11 protein-coding genes, 2 tRNA genes and 2 pseudogenes are annotated in these 13,406 nt (G+C 68.2%); 9 read left to right on the top strand and 6 right to left on the bottom strand.

Annotated features, from left to right (window positions below; genetic code table 11):
- Positions 1-513: 513 nt before the first annotated feature.
- Both HNR22_RS31250 and HNR22_RS08365 read right to left on the bottom strand, forming a co-directional pair.
- Positions 514-987, bottom strand: coding sequence for a DUF3618 domain-containing protein (locus tag HNR22_RS31250; protein WP_179779868.1), 474 nt, complete (start codon positions 985-987; stop codon positions 514-516).
- Entirely contained in the window at positions 984-1,412 is a 429-nt protein-coding gene (locus HNR22_RS08365) for a phage holin family protein (RefSeq protein WP_179779867.1), read from the bottom strand. The genes HNR22_RS31250 and HNR22_RS08365 overlap by 4 nt, the downstream gene beginning before the upstream one ends.
- A 560-nt stretch (positions 1,413-1,972) precedes the next feature.
- Here HNR22_RS08365 and HNR22_RS08360 point away from each other — a divergent pair.
- The gene (locus HNR22_RS08360) at positions 1,973-3,019 is read left to right on the top strand and encodes a fatty acid desaturase (RefSeq protein ID WP_179779866.1); all 1,047 of its coding nucleotides are present in this window, start codon (positions 1,973-1,975) and stop codon (positions 3,017-3,019) included.
- A gap of 229 nt (positions 3,020-3,248) precedes the next feature.
- Here HNR22_RS08360 and HNR22_RS08355 read toward each other — a convergent pair whose 3' ends face one another.
- Complete coding sequence (locus tag HNR22_RS08355) at positions 3,249-4,742, bottom strand: serine/threonine-protein kinase (protein ID WP_246381716.1); 1,494 nt, start codon at positions 4,740-4,742, stop codon at positions 3,249-3,251.
- Positions 4,743-5,073: 331 nt separating this feature from the next.
- Here HNR22_RS08355 and HNR22_RS08350 point away from each other — a divergent pair, with 331 nt between their 5' ends.
- The 4 genes from HNR22_RS08350 (at position 5,074) to HNR22_RS08335 (ending at position 8,840) form a co-directional block, all read left to right on the top strand.
- Positions 5,074-7,221, top strand: coding sequence for a heavy metal translocating P-type ATPase (locus tag HNR22_RS08350; RefSeq protein ID WP_246380758.1), 2,148 nt, complete (start codon positions 5,074-5,076; stop codon positions 7,219-7,221).
- Positions 7,222-7,617: 396 nt separating this feature from the next.
- On the top strand, positions 7,618-8,313 hold the full coding sequence (locus HNR22_RS08345) for a hypothetical protein (RefSeq protein WP_343059736.1): 696 nt from the start codon (positions 7,618-7,620) through the stop codon (positions 8,311-8,313).
- 374 nt (positions 8,314-8,687) lie between these two features.
- A tRNA-Arg gene (locus HNR22_RS08340) sits at positions 8,688-8,760 on the top strand.
- Between the two features lie 9 nt (positions 8,761-8,769).
- A tRNA-Cys gene (locus HNR22_RS08335) sits at positions 8,770-8,840 on the top strand.
- 199 nt (positions 8,841-9,039) lie between these two features.
- Here the strand turns inward: HNR22_RS08335 and HNR22_RS08330 are convergent.
- On the bottom strand, positions 9,040-9,474 hold the full coding sequence (locus HNR22_RS08330; RefSeq protein ID WP_179779862.1) for a hypothetical protein: 435 nt from the start codon (positions 9,472-9,474) through the stop codon (positions 9,040-9,042).
- Between the two features lie 149 nt (positions 9,475-9,623).
- Between HNR22_RS08330 and HNR22_RS08325 the strand changes: the two genes are divergently transcribed.
- The 3 genes and pseudogenes from HNR22_RS08325 to HNR22_RS31995 form a co-directional block, all read left to right on the top strand.
- Positions 9,624-10,121 (top strand): LURP-one-related/scramblase family protein, encoded by a 498-nt coding sequence (locus HNR22_RS08325; protein ID WP_179779861.1) that lies wholly within the window; start codon positions 9,624-9,626, stop codon positions 10,119-10,121.
- 73 nt (positions 10,122-10,194) lie between these two features.
- Positions 10,195-10,491, top strand: a pseudogene (locus HNR22_RS08320) (helix-turn-helix domain-containing protein); the annotation flags it as partial.
- Positions 10,468-10,587 (top strand): annotated as a pseudogene (locus HNR22_RS31995) (IS481 family transposase); the annotation flags it as partial. The pseudogenes HNR22_RS08320 and HNR22_RS31995, both read left to right, overlap by 24 nt.
- A gap of 124 nt (positions 10,588-10,711) precedes the next feature.
- Here HNR22_RS31995 and HNR22_RS08315 read toward each other — a convergent pair.
- On the bottom strand, positions 10,712-11,470 hold the full coding sequence (locus tag HNR22_RS08315; RefSeq protein WP_179779860.1) for a MerR family transcriptional regulator: 759 nt from the start codon (positions 11,468-11,470) through the stop codon (positions 10,712-10,714).
- 2 nt (positions 11,471-11,472) lie between these two features.
- Positions 11,473-12,357 (bottom strand): DUF2268 domain-containing putative Zn-dependent protease, encoded by an 885-nt coding sequence (locus HNR22_RS08310; protein WP_179779859.1) that lies wholly within the window; start codon positions 12,355-12,357, stop codon positions 11,473-11,475.
- Between the two features lie 706 nt (positions 12,358-13,063).
- On the opposite strand from HNR22_RS08310, the gene HNR22_RS08305 reads away from it, so the two are divergent.
- Entirely contained in the window at positions 13,064-13,366 is a 303-nt protein-coding gene (locus HNR22_RS08305; protein ID WP_246380755.1) for a malectin domain-containing carbohydrate-binding protein, read from the top strand.
- Positions 13,367-13,406: the final 40 nt, after the last annotated feature.

The raw sequence follows: 13,406 nt of genomic DNA, 5'->3' as shown, positions 1-13,406 counted from the left end.
TGCGTAACGGGGTGTGCGCGCTGCTCAACGCCGCCAGCCTGGATCTACCGACCATGCTGCGGTCGATCCCTCATTTGCACCCGCGTGAGGCCGTCCGGGCGTTGGCCGACGCCGTGCTCGAGGTCAGCGGACCGACTCTGCCACGCTGTTCATCCTGGACTGGCACGGCGGGCACAGCGAGGACCGGCGGAGCAGCGCCGGCGCCGACCAGGCGCGTGCCAGCACGGCGGGCTGCACCGCGGAAGGCGCAACCGGCCGCCGACATCACGCATCGCCTTGACCATCACCACCAGCACCCAGTGCGCTGGAATCCATGAAACCCACCCCGGCCAGATCCACCACTACCTGTTGATGGGAAGCCGAGGTTCTGAGGCCGGTGGCGCAGCGTCTGGCAGGCGACGGGCTGTCCTCGAGCCGCCCGGGGGGCCATACATGGGACGGGTTCGAGTTAGGCACTGGTAGTGCCTGGCGCGGCAACCACTCCCAGAGGCTCCCGCCCGTACGTAGGGCTGCCTATCGGGACCAGCGGCGTCGGGAGGCGATGACCACGAGGGTGGCCGCAGTGCCAGCAACGGCGAGGACCGGTACGGGTTTCGTGCGCACCGAGCTGCCGATCTTGGTGATCGCGGCGCGAGCGGAGGTGATCAGGGCCGACTCGGCCTTGCCGGTGGCCTGCGCGCCGGCTCTCGCCGAATCGTGTATCGCGGTGGTGGCCTGCTGAGCTTTCTGCGCGACCGGCTTGGCGCGCTGAGAGGCCTTCTGGCTCATCGTTTGGGCCAGCTGTCTCGCCGTGGTCTTCGCCGACTGGCCGGCCTGGGTGACCCGCTGGCGGAGCCCGCCCACGGCGGTGGTGGCCTTGGTACGCGCCCGGGTCTTGACGTCGGTCTTGGCGGTCAGTGCGGCCACGGTTTCGCCGAGTTCGGCGCGGGTCTGTTGGATGTTCCGTCGCGTCTGCTCCGGGTCGCTGCCCTCGGCTGGCGTGCTCATGGCTGCCTCCGACTTGCTGCGCCGCGTATCGTCTCGGCGTCGGCTCGCACGCTGTCTCTGGTAGCTGTAGGTGTGGCGGGCATGGCCGCACTGACCTGCTTCTTACCGCGACGGGCCGCGATCGCGGCGGCGATGGCAAGGATCACCGTGACAATCAGGGCGGCCACGGCGTCGGGCATGATCGCGGCCAGGGTCAGCACGATCGTGGCGACGGCCGTCGCGCCAGCGAAGAGCCCGAGCATCGCACCGCCGCCGAGTAGCCCGGCGCCGACACCGGCGCGTTTGCCCTTGGCGGTCATCTCCGCCCGCGCCATCGTCAACTCGTCGCGCACCAGCCGGGTGATCTGTTCGGTGGCGCGCTGCACCAACTCGGCAACCGGAGTGTCAGCAGTGGCACCGGGGGTGCCGCTAGGTCGTTCTGGCATCAGTACTTACATCTCTCTCGCAGAGGAGTGGTCCGAACGCTGGCCGAGGGTCAGCTGCGCGGCGCCGCGGGCGATCTGACAGGCGTACCTTGCGGCGAGGCCTCGATACGCCCGCCGAGCGATGGAGTGGCGACGTCATCGAGCTGGCCGGTGACATCGCCCGTTGCGAAGTCACCCTCCTGGCGGTGACGCCGGAGAGTGAGCGTGCCCGCCGCTCCGGTCAGCGCCCCTGCCGCGAAGGCAAGGATGAGTGCTCGCCGCGCGGTGGGCTTCCTTTTTCGTGCCATGACTGCTCCCTGAATCCAACGTGCCTGCATAGTCCTGATTGTCGGACTCGACCGACGGAGCCGTGTGCTTAATCGGCAGACACGCATGGAGCGAGTCTCACTCGGGTGCGGGGCGTCGTGGGCTGGTTTTCGACGTGCGAGAGGCGGCTTTGAGGAAGACTGAGGCCATCAGCGGCGGTTCGCTTGTCGATTTCTGCAGGACCTCGCTTGAGTGCGTGCCCCGATCACGGCTGACGGTGGAGTCGGTGAGCTGATTGGCGTGGCTGACGAGGAGTGGCGACGGTGAGCGAAACAGATCTTGGTGCCCGCAGTGACCGTGGCAGTGATTACGCCGACCTGTCCCGCCTGGTCCGAGGCGCGGGTCTCCTCGACCGACGGCCCCGCCGCTACGCGGCGAGGATGACGGTGGTGTTGGTTGGTCTCGCGCTGATGGGCGTCGTGTTCGTCCGGCTCGGGTCGTCGTGGTGGCAGACGGCTACCGCAGCCGGCGTCGCAGTGCTGTTCGCGCAGTTGGCGTTTCTCGGTCACGACGCCGGGCATCGGCAGATCTTCCGTTCCCGCCGGGCGAACGACGTGATCGGCTTTGTCTGTGCCAACCTGGTGAACGGGATCAGTTACGGCTGGTGGGTTGACAAGCACAATCGCCACCACGCACATCCCAACACCGAGGGCCGCGACCCTGACCTCGTGGTGGCTCCGCTGTCCTTCACCCCGGGTCAGGCCGCGACGCAGCGCGGCCTGCGCGCGCTGTTCGTTCGGCACCAGGCGGCGCTGTTCTTCCCCCTGTTGATGCTGGAGGGTCTGCATCTGCATGCCGCCAGCTTCCGGGCGGTCGTCTTCCGCCGCGGACTCAGGCGCCGACGAGCGGAGGCCGGACTGCTCGTCCTGCACTCCGCCGGCTACCTCGCGGTCGTGTTCTTGGTCCTGAGCGTCCCGCAGGCAATCGTGTTCGTCCTGGTCAATCAGGCACTCTTCGGCCTCTATCTGGGCAGCTCCTTCGCCCCGAACCACAAGGGGATGCCGATCCTGGCCGCAGCCGACGACGTCGACTACCTACGCCGTCAGGTCCTCACCTCCCGCAACGTACGCGGCGGTCGGCTCCTCGACGCACTCCTCGGCGGGCTCAACTACCAGATCGAACACCACCTCTTCCCCAGCATGCCCCGGCCGAACCTGCGCCGCGCCCAGCCACTGGTCCGCCAGTTCTGCACCGAACATGGCATCACCTACCACGAGACCACCCTGATCCAGTCCTGGGCCCAGGGGCTGGCACACCTGCGGACAGTCGGGGCCGGATCAACCCGACCCGGCAACGACTGAAACCGTGTCCGCGCATGCTCTGGATCATGCCGGCCTGCCATCGAGGCGGAAGTCGTCATGCGGTCGGGGCGGCTCTGCACCGAGCGCACCGGCGGTGGTGCCTTCGGCCCAACTCGACGGCGACACTCGCCGCGCCGCCGGTCACTTGGTCGGCCCGGAGTTGGTGCGCAACATTGTCACCTCTTGACCAGCACACTGTCGTCGCCGCCGCGCTCGGATGGCGGGGTGCTCAGGGCTGAGGGCTCTCCTTTATCTTCGGTAATGGCGTACCGTCTTCGCACCGTGCCTTGATCTCGCTCTTGTTGCCTGCGGACAGCAGCACCACCTGGATCTCCTTGACGGGCCCGGAGTTGTAATCCCTGAGGCTGTAGCCCGGGGCAGGAGCGACGTTGACAACGTGAGCCTGGTCGCCGGTGCAGAGCACAGTCACCACGCCACCGAGCGCCCGAAGGGGTGTACCCGGCTTCGGGGAGGTCGGCGCCGGCGCGGCACTGGACGGCCCCGTCAGCTGCTCGGCACTGGGTGACGTTGTAGGGCCAGGGCCGGCCGAGGAACCGGCTCTGGCCGTCGGTTCAGCCGGCCCAGCCGGAGCGGCCAGCGTGCGGCTTGGTCGTGGGAATGGTGCGGGCTCCGCAGAAGTCTGCCGAGGTGCAGGTGGCTCAGTGGCAGACGCATCGAAGGCGGCGCCGGGTGGGGTGGCACCGTCACGTGTGGCGGCCCCGCCCGATCTGCCATCGACCGGTGTGAACTGGGAGAGCAGGAGCGAAATGGTCGCTGCTGTCGCCAGCAGAGCGGGGATCAACACGGCGGGTGGGATGCGGCGACGCCGACTGGCAGAGGAACCGACGGTAGTCGGTGCCGGCTCGGGCACCTGCTGCTCCGCCCGTTCCACCCGCCGCTCGGCCTCATCGGTCAGACCGTGCAGGGCCGTCGCCACGCCCGCGGCGTCCGGCCGATCCGCGGGATCCCTGGCGAGGCAACGGTCGAGGAGACGGTGAACCTCGGGGGACACTCCCTCGATATCAGGCAGCGGTGCCGGATCGACGTACACGTGAGCACTCAACATCTGCGTGGGGGTCTCCGCCGACCAGGGCAGCTCATTGGTCAGCGTTCGGTACAGCAACAGTCCCAGCGCATAGACGTCGGAGGCAGGCAGGACGGTGCCACCGGCGAGTCGTTCGGGCGCGAGGTAGGCCGCGGTGCCCAAGAGTTGTCCGTCCGCCTCCAGCTCCGGCCGGCCGACAGTGGTGGCGATACCGAAATCGACCACCTTCACTCCGGCGGGCGTCAGCATCACGTTGGACGGCTTGATGTCCCGGTGCACCAGTTTGCGTTCATGCGCGGCGGCGAGCGCCTCGGCGACCTGCGCGCACGTCCGCATCGCGGAGGCCGGCGGCAGCGGACCGGCGGCAAGTCGCTGGGACAGGGTCTGGCCGGGCAGCAGTTCCATCACCACGTACGAGACTTGACGGCCGGCGGCATCGGTGTGCTCGCCATAGTCGTACACACTCGTCACGTGCGGGTGCCAGAGGCCCGCTGCGGCCCTGGCCTCAGCCTGGATGCGTTGCCGTGCGCCTCGGGCGGCGGCCTGCGCGCCGGCCAGGACCTTGACGGCCACCGCACGTTCGAGGACACGGTCCCACGCCCGCCAGACAACCGACATGCCACCAGCGCCGAGACGGCTCTCGACCTGATACCTGTCGTCCAACAGATCACCGACCATCACTGGGACAGCTTGCCAGAGTGGACTCGCAGCGGCATGGCGACCAAGGTCCGACGCGTTCACCGGCGGCAGACCATGACCGGCCCACCCACTCTTGTCGGAGTCGACGGGTCTGACTGCAGCCTCGTCGCGGTTGACCTCGCCGTTCGTGAGGCCGCGCTACGGGGACGTCCGGTACGCACCGTGTACTGCGACCCCGTCACCGTCAGCGCCCGCGCCCACTCGTCCTGCAAGGCCTGAGGCGACGCATACGCCGCCGTGCCGTGTCGCACCAGCCCTGCTGGACTGTCATACCCCCCGGGGGTATTCTGGAGGCGAGGAGGCGATGAGGATGTCGCACGAGGACGAGCACCACCGGATGCAGACCCCGGGTGAGGCGGTGGACCGACACAGCGGCCACGGTGATCACCGGAGCCGCCGAGGCGACCCGGGCGGACAGCCTGGCACCCACGACAGCCATGCCGGGCACGGCGGGCATGACAAGCACGCCGGGCACGACCCGGAGATGTTCCGCCGTAAGTTCTGGCTGAGCCTGGTCTTGACAGTGCCGATCGTCGCGACCAGTCACATGGTGATGGACTGGTTCGGCTATCGGCTGGACTTCCCGGGCGCCGACTGGGTGGGTCCGGTGCTCGGCACGGTGGTGTTCGTCTACGGCGGGTGGCCGTTCCTGCAGGGCGCGGTGCGGGAGCTCCGCGAGCGGGCGCCGGGGATGATGCTGCTGATCGCGATGGCCATCACCGTCGCGTACGTCGCCTCGGCGGCGACCGCGCTGGGCGCGTTCGACCTGGACTTCTGGTGGGAGCTGGCCGCTCTGGTCACGATCATGCTGCTCGGGCACTGGCAGGAGATGAAGGCCATCGGCCAGGCCCAGGGCGCCCTGTCGGCCCTGGCCGCGCTGCTGCCCGACGACGCCGAACGCCTCGACGGTGACGGACAGCCCGAAGGGGTGCGGGTGAGCGACCTGCGCGTCGGCGACGTCGTCCTGGTACGCCCGGGCGGGCGGGTGCCGGCTGACGGGCGCATCATCGACGGCCGCGCGGAGCTGGACGAGTCGATGATCACCGGCGAGTCGCGGCCGGTCGGCCGCGAACACGGGGACCGCGTTGTAGCCGGCACCGTCGCCACCGACGCGGCCATCCGCGTGCGGGTCGAGGCCGTCGGCGAGGACACCGCCCTGGCCGGCATCCAACGCCTGGTCGCGCAGGCCCAGCAGTCCAGCGGCCGGGCACAAGTCCTCGCCGACCGGTTCGCCGCCTGGCTGTTCTACGTCGCCACCGCCACCGCCACCGCCACCATGCTGGTCTGGACGCTGATCGGCGACCTCGACGAGGCCGTCGTACGCACCGTCACGGTGCTGGTGATCGCCTGCCCGCACGCGCTCGGCCTGGCCATCCCGCTGGTGATCGCCCTGTCCACCGCAGTGGCCGCGAAGGGCGGCATCCTGGTCAAGGACCGCCTCGCGTTGGAGCGGATGCGCACCATCGACGCGGTGCTGTTCGACAAGACCGGCACCCTGACCCGCGGTGAGCATGTTGTGGCCGGTGTCGCCGCCACCGGCGGCGTCAGCGAGACCGAGATTCTGTCCATCGCGGCGGCGGTGGAGTCCGACAGCGAGCACCCCCTCGCGCGGGCCGTCGTCACCGCCGCCGCCCAGCAGGGCGCCCGGCGCACCGGGACCGGTTTCCAGTCGCTGACCGGCCGCGGGGTGCGCGCCGACGTCGACGGCGTCAGCTACGCCGTCGGCGGACCCGCGCTGCTGCGCGAACTCGACGCCACGGTGCCCGCTGACCTCGACGAGCACCGGGCCGAGTGGTCCCGGCGGGGGGCGGCGGTGCTGCACCTGCTGCGCCTGGAGGGCGAACGGGCCAGTGTCGTCGGAGTCCTCGCCCTGGAAGACCAGGTCCGCCCCGAAGCGCGCCAGGCCATCGCCGAGCTGCGTCAGCAGGGCATCGGTAAGATCGTGATGATCACTGGAGACGCGCGGCCAGTGGCCGAGGCGGTCGCCGCCGAACTGGGCTTCCGGCGCGGCGAGGACGAGGTGTTCGCCGAGGTGTTGCCCGCGGACAAGGACGAGGCGGTCGGCGAGTTGCAACGCCGAGGGCTGCGGGTGGCGATGGTCGGCGACGGCGTGAACGATGCTCCCGCCCTGGCCCGCGCCGACGTCGGCATCGCCATCGGCGCCGGCACCGACGTCGCCATCGAATCCGCGGGCGTGGTGCTCGCCTCCTCCGACCCACGGGGGGTAACCGGCGTCATCCGGCTCTCGCGCGCCTCCTACCGCAAGATGATCCAGAATTTGGCCTGGGCCGCAGGCTACAACGTCGTCGCTCTGCCTCTGGCCGCCGGTGTTCTTGCCTGGGCCGGGGTGAGCCTGAGTCCGGCGGTCGGGGCGGTGCTGATGTCCGCCTCCACCATCGTGGTCGCGCTCAACGCCCAACTGCTGCGCCGCGTGCAGCTACGCCACCCGGATCGTTGAGACCCGGATCGCAGGTTCGTCTCGAGGCTGCCGACGCTGGCACGCTGGCGTGGAGCGCGTGACACAGCCAGCAGCACGGACCGGGCTCCTCGTCCGGTTCGGCCGGGCTTCAGGGTTCGGGCCTCTGGCCAGTTGGACCAGTGCGTGTTGGGCGGCATGTCTGGTGCGAACCGACCAGTTCCGACCCCGCTCGGCGGCTACCGCGATTTCCGGGCCACTGTCCGTCGGCGAGGGTTTCGCGGAACTCGGGGTCGCCGGACCGGCACCGACCGGGCATGATTCTCTACGCACCGAATCCGGCGGGTCCTTCACACCGTGCGACGAGATGTGCGATACCCAGCTCAACTGGCCTGGCGAAGCCTCGGCCGCGCCGCTCAGGAGAACACTTTGCACTGCGTGAAATGCGGAGCCGGTCTCGAATATCCCGGCCAAGGCCACACGTGCCGGTCCTCGACACCGCCGCCCGCGCCGCCCAGGACAGCAGGTTGGGACGTCGCGACCTGGTTCGTAGTCGGGTTCGCCATCCTCTTCGCCCTGGCCGCGATCGCCGCGGCCGTCCTCGGCAGCATCCCGAGCGGCCGGGCCCGGCCGCTGCCCCCGAACGGCACCGGCGCAGCGATCGGTTTCGTCCTGGCCAACCTCACCCTGTTCGTCGCCATCATCGGCCTGGTGATCAGCGGGCTGATCTGGGGACGCGGCACCCGCCAACTCGCCGAGGCGCACGGCTCATCCGGCCGCTCGTACAGCCGCCACTGGGGCACGCGCGTCTTCCCCGCCTGTGTCGTCTCCAGCGCCGCGATCGCCTGGCTGGCCACCGACCGAACCGCCCCTGTCGTCCTGTTCGGCCAGGCGGCCCTGCGCACCCTCGGAGCCGCGGCGTTGGTCGGGGGCGTGCTGCACAGCCGGACGCGGGTCCTGCGGTTGATCGCCCACGTCAACCGAGTCGTCGCCGGACACTGCTCGCCGGTCGCCAGCCAAGGCCCGGCGTGGCCGCTGTCGCCCACTCCGACCAGCGACGACTGGAACGCCGGCCAATGGGACCCGGACGTGCTGCGCGACATCGAAGCTCGCCGTCACCGCGACAGAACCTGATTCGAGGTGCGGCCGGTCCCAGCACGACGACTGCTACGGCAGGGCAACATCGAACCGGCGATCGTCTCAGCCCGCCAGGCTATGGAGCCGGTCCCCGACGCGTACGGCACGAAGAAGCCGCTCTCCGTACCAAAGGAGAAGGCCCCGCGTCAGCGGAGCCTCGACGAGCGTTGGGCATTCATGGTCGAGAACAGGGTCCTCGACCATGAGCGGTGCCGGCCACAAGGACGAGGTGACGAAGGACTTCGAGTACACCCGCGAGGACGCCGAACTGCTGATCGTCTCGACCGCCGGGGCGCTCAAGTGGCTGTGGGCCGGGCTGTAACCCGGTGCGTTCGCGCTCAGGGAGTTCGAATCTCTCCACTCCCACGCATGCCCGCGTAGCTCAGGGGACAGAGCACCAGCTTCCGGAGCTGGGTGTCGGGGGTTCGATTCCCTCCGCGGGCGCTTCTGCCTGGTCGTGTGCCCGAGTGGTGAGGGAACGGTCTGCAAAACCGCGTACGCCGGTTCAATCTCGGCCACGGCCTCGAATGCCATCCACTGCGGATAGTGAGCGGCATGCTGTTCCCGATAGGGGAACCGACCCCCGAAGAGGTCGGCTGGGTCGGCAGTGAACCGCACCACCTCCTCGCGTGCCCGCAACCAAACCGTGGCAATTCCGACATCCTCCTGGCCTTCCTTGAGGTGAGCGGCACCATGACACGCCGGTCCGACGGAACCGTTCGGTCAGCCGCCCGGGCAGCGGGTGTCACCGCCGCTGTGTTCCACGCAGTGCCCCGGCGGGCCGGGCGTCGTCGCTGCCGGCGCCGGATCGAGGCCCCGGCCGGCGGAGGCAGCGAGCGGTACGGCGGGCACGGCGATCACAACGGTCAGCACCAGGAAGACGACTGCGGTGCGTACGAGCCGCAGGTGGTACGCGACGAGCGCGATGAGGGCCGGCCCGGCCGTCGCGACCAACGCGGCAATCAGCAGGGCCAGGCTGGCGCGACGTTTGATGTTCTCGAGCTCGTTGGGCTGGTCGTCGTAGCTGACGCTCCATTGCTCCAGGCTGATGCCCATCAACCACACGGCCGCCGCGATCAGTCCGCAGACCCAGACCAGGACCAGGAATCCCACGATCGGACCACCCCGTCGACCTGTGCCGACCGCCTCCGACGTCATGCGGTCCAGCGTGGATGGCTCAACTCGGCCGGGCATGAGTCGGCGTACTCAGGTGTCATTTCTGCGGAGTGGACCCATGAAGGCGGCGGTGCCGAGCGGTCGCGCCCGGCCGACCGGCGCTTCCGGGCAAGGTGGGGGAGAATCGAATCATGTTTGTCATCAAGGAGCGGTTCTTCTCGATCGGCGACGACTTCGACGTGCTCGACGAGCACGGCACCAAGGTCTTCCACGTCGACGGCAAGGTGCTCAGCGTCCGCAACAAGGTCGTCATCGAGGACGCCTCCGGCCATGAGGTCGCCACGCTGCACCGGCACCTGGTGGCGCTGCGTCCCACGTACGAGATCCGGATCGGCGGCGAGAAGGCCGCAGAGGTCCGCAAGAATCTGCTCACGCCGTTCCGCGACAAGTTCACCATCGACGTGCCAGGGCCCGACGACCTGGAGATGAAGGGTGACCTGCTCGACCACGAGTACGTGATCGAACGTGACGGCACCGAGGTGGCCGCGGTCTCGAAGCGGTGGCTGACGATCCGGGACACCTACGCCGTGCAGGTCACTGCCGGCGTCGACCCGCTGCTCATCATCGGCAGCGTCCTCGCGCTCGACCTGGCCATGGACCGCGACAAGAAGAAGAGCGACGACGACTGACCCCCTAGGTGTTCTGTCCATGGACGTTGGTGACGCGTCCGGGATGTCGAAAGGGTGAGGACCTCCCGGGTAGGTGTGGAGCTACCAGACAGTCGCACCTGACCCGAGGAGGTTTTGCCCACCTAATGCCCCGTTGTCGGAGACCGGCAGGCGGCGTCTGGCCCGGTGCGTGGTGGATGATGAATGGCCGCTGCATCGGGCTGCGGAACGCTTCCAGGTCAGCCCGAACACGGCGAAGCGGTGGGCGGACCGCTACCGCCTTGAAGGACCGGCGGGAATGGTTGACCGGTCCAGCCGGCCGCGGCGCACCCGGCACCGGTGGAACGTAAGGCGCTGCACCACCCACGGCATCACCGTGCGCCGGGTCATCACCGACAACGGCTCCTGCTACAAGTCGTTCCTCTGGCGCGACACCTTCGGCGAGCTAGGAATCACCATGAAGAAGGCCCGCCCCTTCCGACCTCAGAAGTGCCTCGCACAACACGTCCGTTCTGAGGGGATTCTTGCGAACGCCGACCTGCGGAAACGTGATCGCTATCAGGGGCTGCCGAAGAACTCTCACAGCTGGTCATTTCTGCGAACCACACGAGCTACATCCGGGTACGCGCGTACGTTTGCAGCGCGTCGCGGACGAACGTCGCCCCCGCCTCGTCGTCGTACATGGCGGCGAAGCGAGGGTCGTCGACGAACATGTCCCCAATGCCGTTCACCATCTCGATTGAGCGCTCCCGGTCGCCCTCGGCGGTGGGGGTGCCCGGGATCTGGCTCAGCCACTGAACGTGCCGGGCGGCCAGTGACTGAGCGTGTTCCGATGCCGGCGAATCCCCGGCTTTCACCGCGGCGATCCATGCCGCAACGAGGTCTTCGGTGTCCTGCTTCCAGGCCCGCTGTTGCTCGAGACTCTTACCATGCCACCAGTTGTTGCTCACTTGGAACGCGCGCTCGCCCCAACGTGAGATCACCTCGTCCTTGTAGCGGTCGTTGAACCCCGCCAACATGACATCCATCCGCGGTTCCACCCCCGCCTGTATGGCCTCCAGCGTTTGACGCGCAGAGTGGATCTGCTGTTCGATGCGGTCCCGTTCCTCTTCCAACGCGGCAATGTGGGCGCGGAGTCCGTCGAGTGGGTCCACCTCCTCGGCCAAGACTTCGGCGATGGCTGGCAAGCCCATGCCGAGCCGACGCATGAGGAGGATCCGCTGAAGCCGGGCGACCGCGGCGGCGTTGTAGTAGCGGTACCCGTTCGCGCCGACCCGGGATGGGGCCAAGAGCCCGGAACTGTCGTAGTGACGCAGGGTCCGGCTGGTGATGCCAGCCCTCGCCGCGAGCTCCTGGATCGTCCACTCCATTGTCAACCGCGGCGCAGCGTGGTCGCGATGATCTCCGAGGCGTCGGCGAGCAGGGCCTGCGCCGCCGTCTGCCCGGTCACCGCCAGGTAGGTGTCGACCAGCCGGTTGCCCGCGGCGTAGCCCGCGCCCATCGGCAATCCCACCGGGTCGACGCCGAGGTGCTCCGCGCCGGGGTCGCCGTGCACCCAGGCGGTGAAGTTCTGCATGCCTGTCACGTCGAGCCCGGTGAGCACCTTGGCAAAGACCTCGTCGTCGTGCAGGTGCGGCACGCCGATGCGGGCGTGGCCAAGCTCGTCGCCGTAGAGCTGTCGGGCGAAGGCGTCGGCCAGGCCCTCGCCGACGATGTGCTCGCCGACCGTGACGGTCATCGGGTCCCACATGACCCCGCCCGGGCTCCACCGCAGGTTGTGATTGAGCTCGTGCACGGCGGTGGCCTCCAGCCGTTCCACGTTCTCGGGGAAGGGCCAGAACGTGATGGCGATGTTGCCCGAGATGCCGCCGAACCCGGTCAATCCTTGGCAGGGACCCATGAAGTGTTCGTCACCCGGATCGCCGAGGACGAACAGCACGGTGATGTCCGGGGCCTCCAGCCCCGGCGTAGCCTCCAGCAGTACGGCGAGAGCGTTGTCGAGTGCGCGTTGCATCCGCTCCCAGGCCTCGGCCGCCGCCAGGGTCTCGAGCGCGTCGAGGCAACGCTCCTCGTCGCGGTCAATGGGGAACCCGGACGATTGGAGATGTACGGCTACCAGGTCGAGCTCGCCTGGGTGGTAGCGGTACATGCCCGCGTTGGCCTCCAGCATCGAACGCAGCAGGTCAACGCGGTCCGCAACCGGGGCCAGCAGGATCTGCCGCATGGCGGAGTAGGTGTCAAGAACAGTGATCGACATGGCCCCGATGCTAGAAGTTGACGCAGCGTCAAGGTCAAACCAGCGAAGCTCCTCGTCGAGATGCAGCCGAGCGTGCCCCCCAGGCCCGGCGCGACCGGCTGTTCGCCGCTGCGATTGGCTCACACAACTTGGTCAGCCGCTGTTCCAGCCTGCGCAGCTCTCGGTCTTGCGGTCTGCGGTGAACAGCGTCCACCACTGCGCCCCGCCGTCGCCAAGACGCGCTGCTGCCACGTGCCCTTCGGTAGCGCAGCGCGATTACCTGCACAGAGAACCGCTAGGGGGTCCTCCAGGAACAGCCCGATGTAGCGGACCGTGCACATTGTCTCGTCCCGGGTTTGATGGAGACCATCAAGCCTGGAGGACGATCGACCAATGGTCGCCCCGAGGAAGTGCGGGCGCTCGTCCAAGCCGGGAGCAGAGCGCGCAGAGTGTCCGGTGCGTGACCTCCGCCCTGGCAAGCAAGCTATCGATCATCAAACATGACGAACTTTCCCCTTGATTGACTAGAGGATTGAACCGCAAAGATCGTGTGGACAACAGCCCAAAATCCAGCGACTTCTATCTAGCTCATTCGGATTTAGCCTCTGATGAATAGTGTGAACCACGCGATCGTCAGTCAGCTCTCCGACAGGGAGAAGAATCTGATCCGGCGATGTCGGCGGCAACCCCATAGCCAAATACATGCCACCCGCGCTGACGAACATAAATGAGCCGGGTGCTCAGCTACGTGTTCGGGAACGCCCCAGCCGGGACGTACCGAATCGCCCTCGACTTCGCGGAGATCGAGAAGGTCAAGGCCGGCGAGCGTGTCCTCGATGTTCTGGTCGACGGCAAGGTCGCGCTCTACGACCACGACGTGCAGGCGAAGGTGGGTGCGCTGACCGCGGACATGAACACAGTCACCGTCGAGCACGCCGGTGGCGATCTGAAGATCGAGCTTCGCCGCGATAAGGGCGAGGGCGACCCGATCCTCAACGCCCTCAAGGTTCAGCAGGACCCTCGTCTGTGAAATAGCTGAACCTGTCTGCCAACAGTGGTCAGAGCCTCCG

The organism is Micromonospora jinlongensis, from assembly GCF_013410645.1.
Classification (GTDB): domain Bacteria; phylum Actinomycetota; class Actinomycetes; order Mycobacteriales; family Micromonosporaceae; genus Micromonospora; species Micromonospora zamorensis.
The sequence above is the reverse complement of the archived record's forward strand: the minus strand, read 5'-3'. Positions and strand labels throughout refer to the sequence as shown.

Excerpts from the sequence above, each read along its gene's own strand:
- HNR22_RS08315 (WP_179779860.1), bottom strand. The coding sequence starts at position 11,470 with ATGGAGTGGACGATCCAGGAGCTCGCGGCGAGGGCTGGCATCACCAGC.
- HNR22_RS08330 (WP_179779862.1), bottom strand. The coding sequence starts at position 9,474 with ATGACGTCGGAGGCGGTCGGCACAGGTCGACGGGGTGGTCCGATCGTG.
- HNR22_RS08305 (WP_246380755.1), top strand. The coding sequence starts at position 13,064 with ATGAGCCGGGTGCTCAGCTACGTGTTCGGGAACGCCCCAGCCGGGACG.
- HNR22_RS08310 (WP_179779859.1), bottom strand. The coding sequence starts at position 12,357 with ATGTCGATCACTGTTCTTGACACCTACTCCGCCATGCGGCAGATCCTG.
- HNR22_RS08325 (WP_179779861.1), top strand. The coding sequence starts at position 9,624 with ATGTTTGTCATCAAGGAGCGGTTCTTCTCGATCGGCGACGACTTCGAC.
- HNR22_RS08355 (WP_246381716.1), bottom strand. The coding sequence starts at position 4,742 with ATGGTCGGTGATCTGTTGGACGACAGGTATCAGGTCGAGAGCCGTCTC.
- HNR22_RS31250 (WP_179779868.1), bottom strand. The coding sequence starts at position 987 with ATGAGCACGCCAGCCGAGGGCAGCGACCCGGAGCAGACGCGACGGAAC.
- HNR22_RS08350 (WP_246380758.1), top strand. The coding sequence starts at position 5,074 with ATGTCGCACGAGGACGAGCACCACCGGATGCAGACCCCGGGTGAGGCG.
- HNR22_RS08365 (WP_179779867.1), bottom strand. The coding sequence starts at position 1,412 with ATGCCAGAACGACCTAGCGGCACCCCCGGTGCCACTGCTGACACTCCG.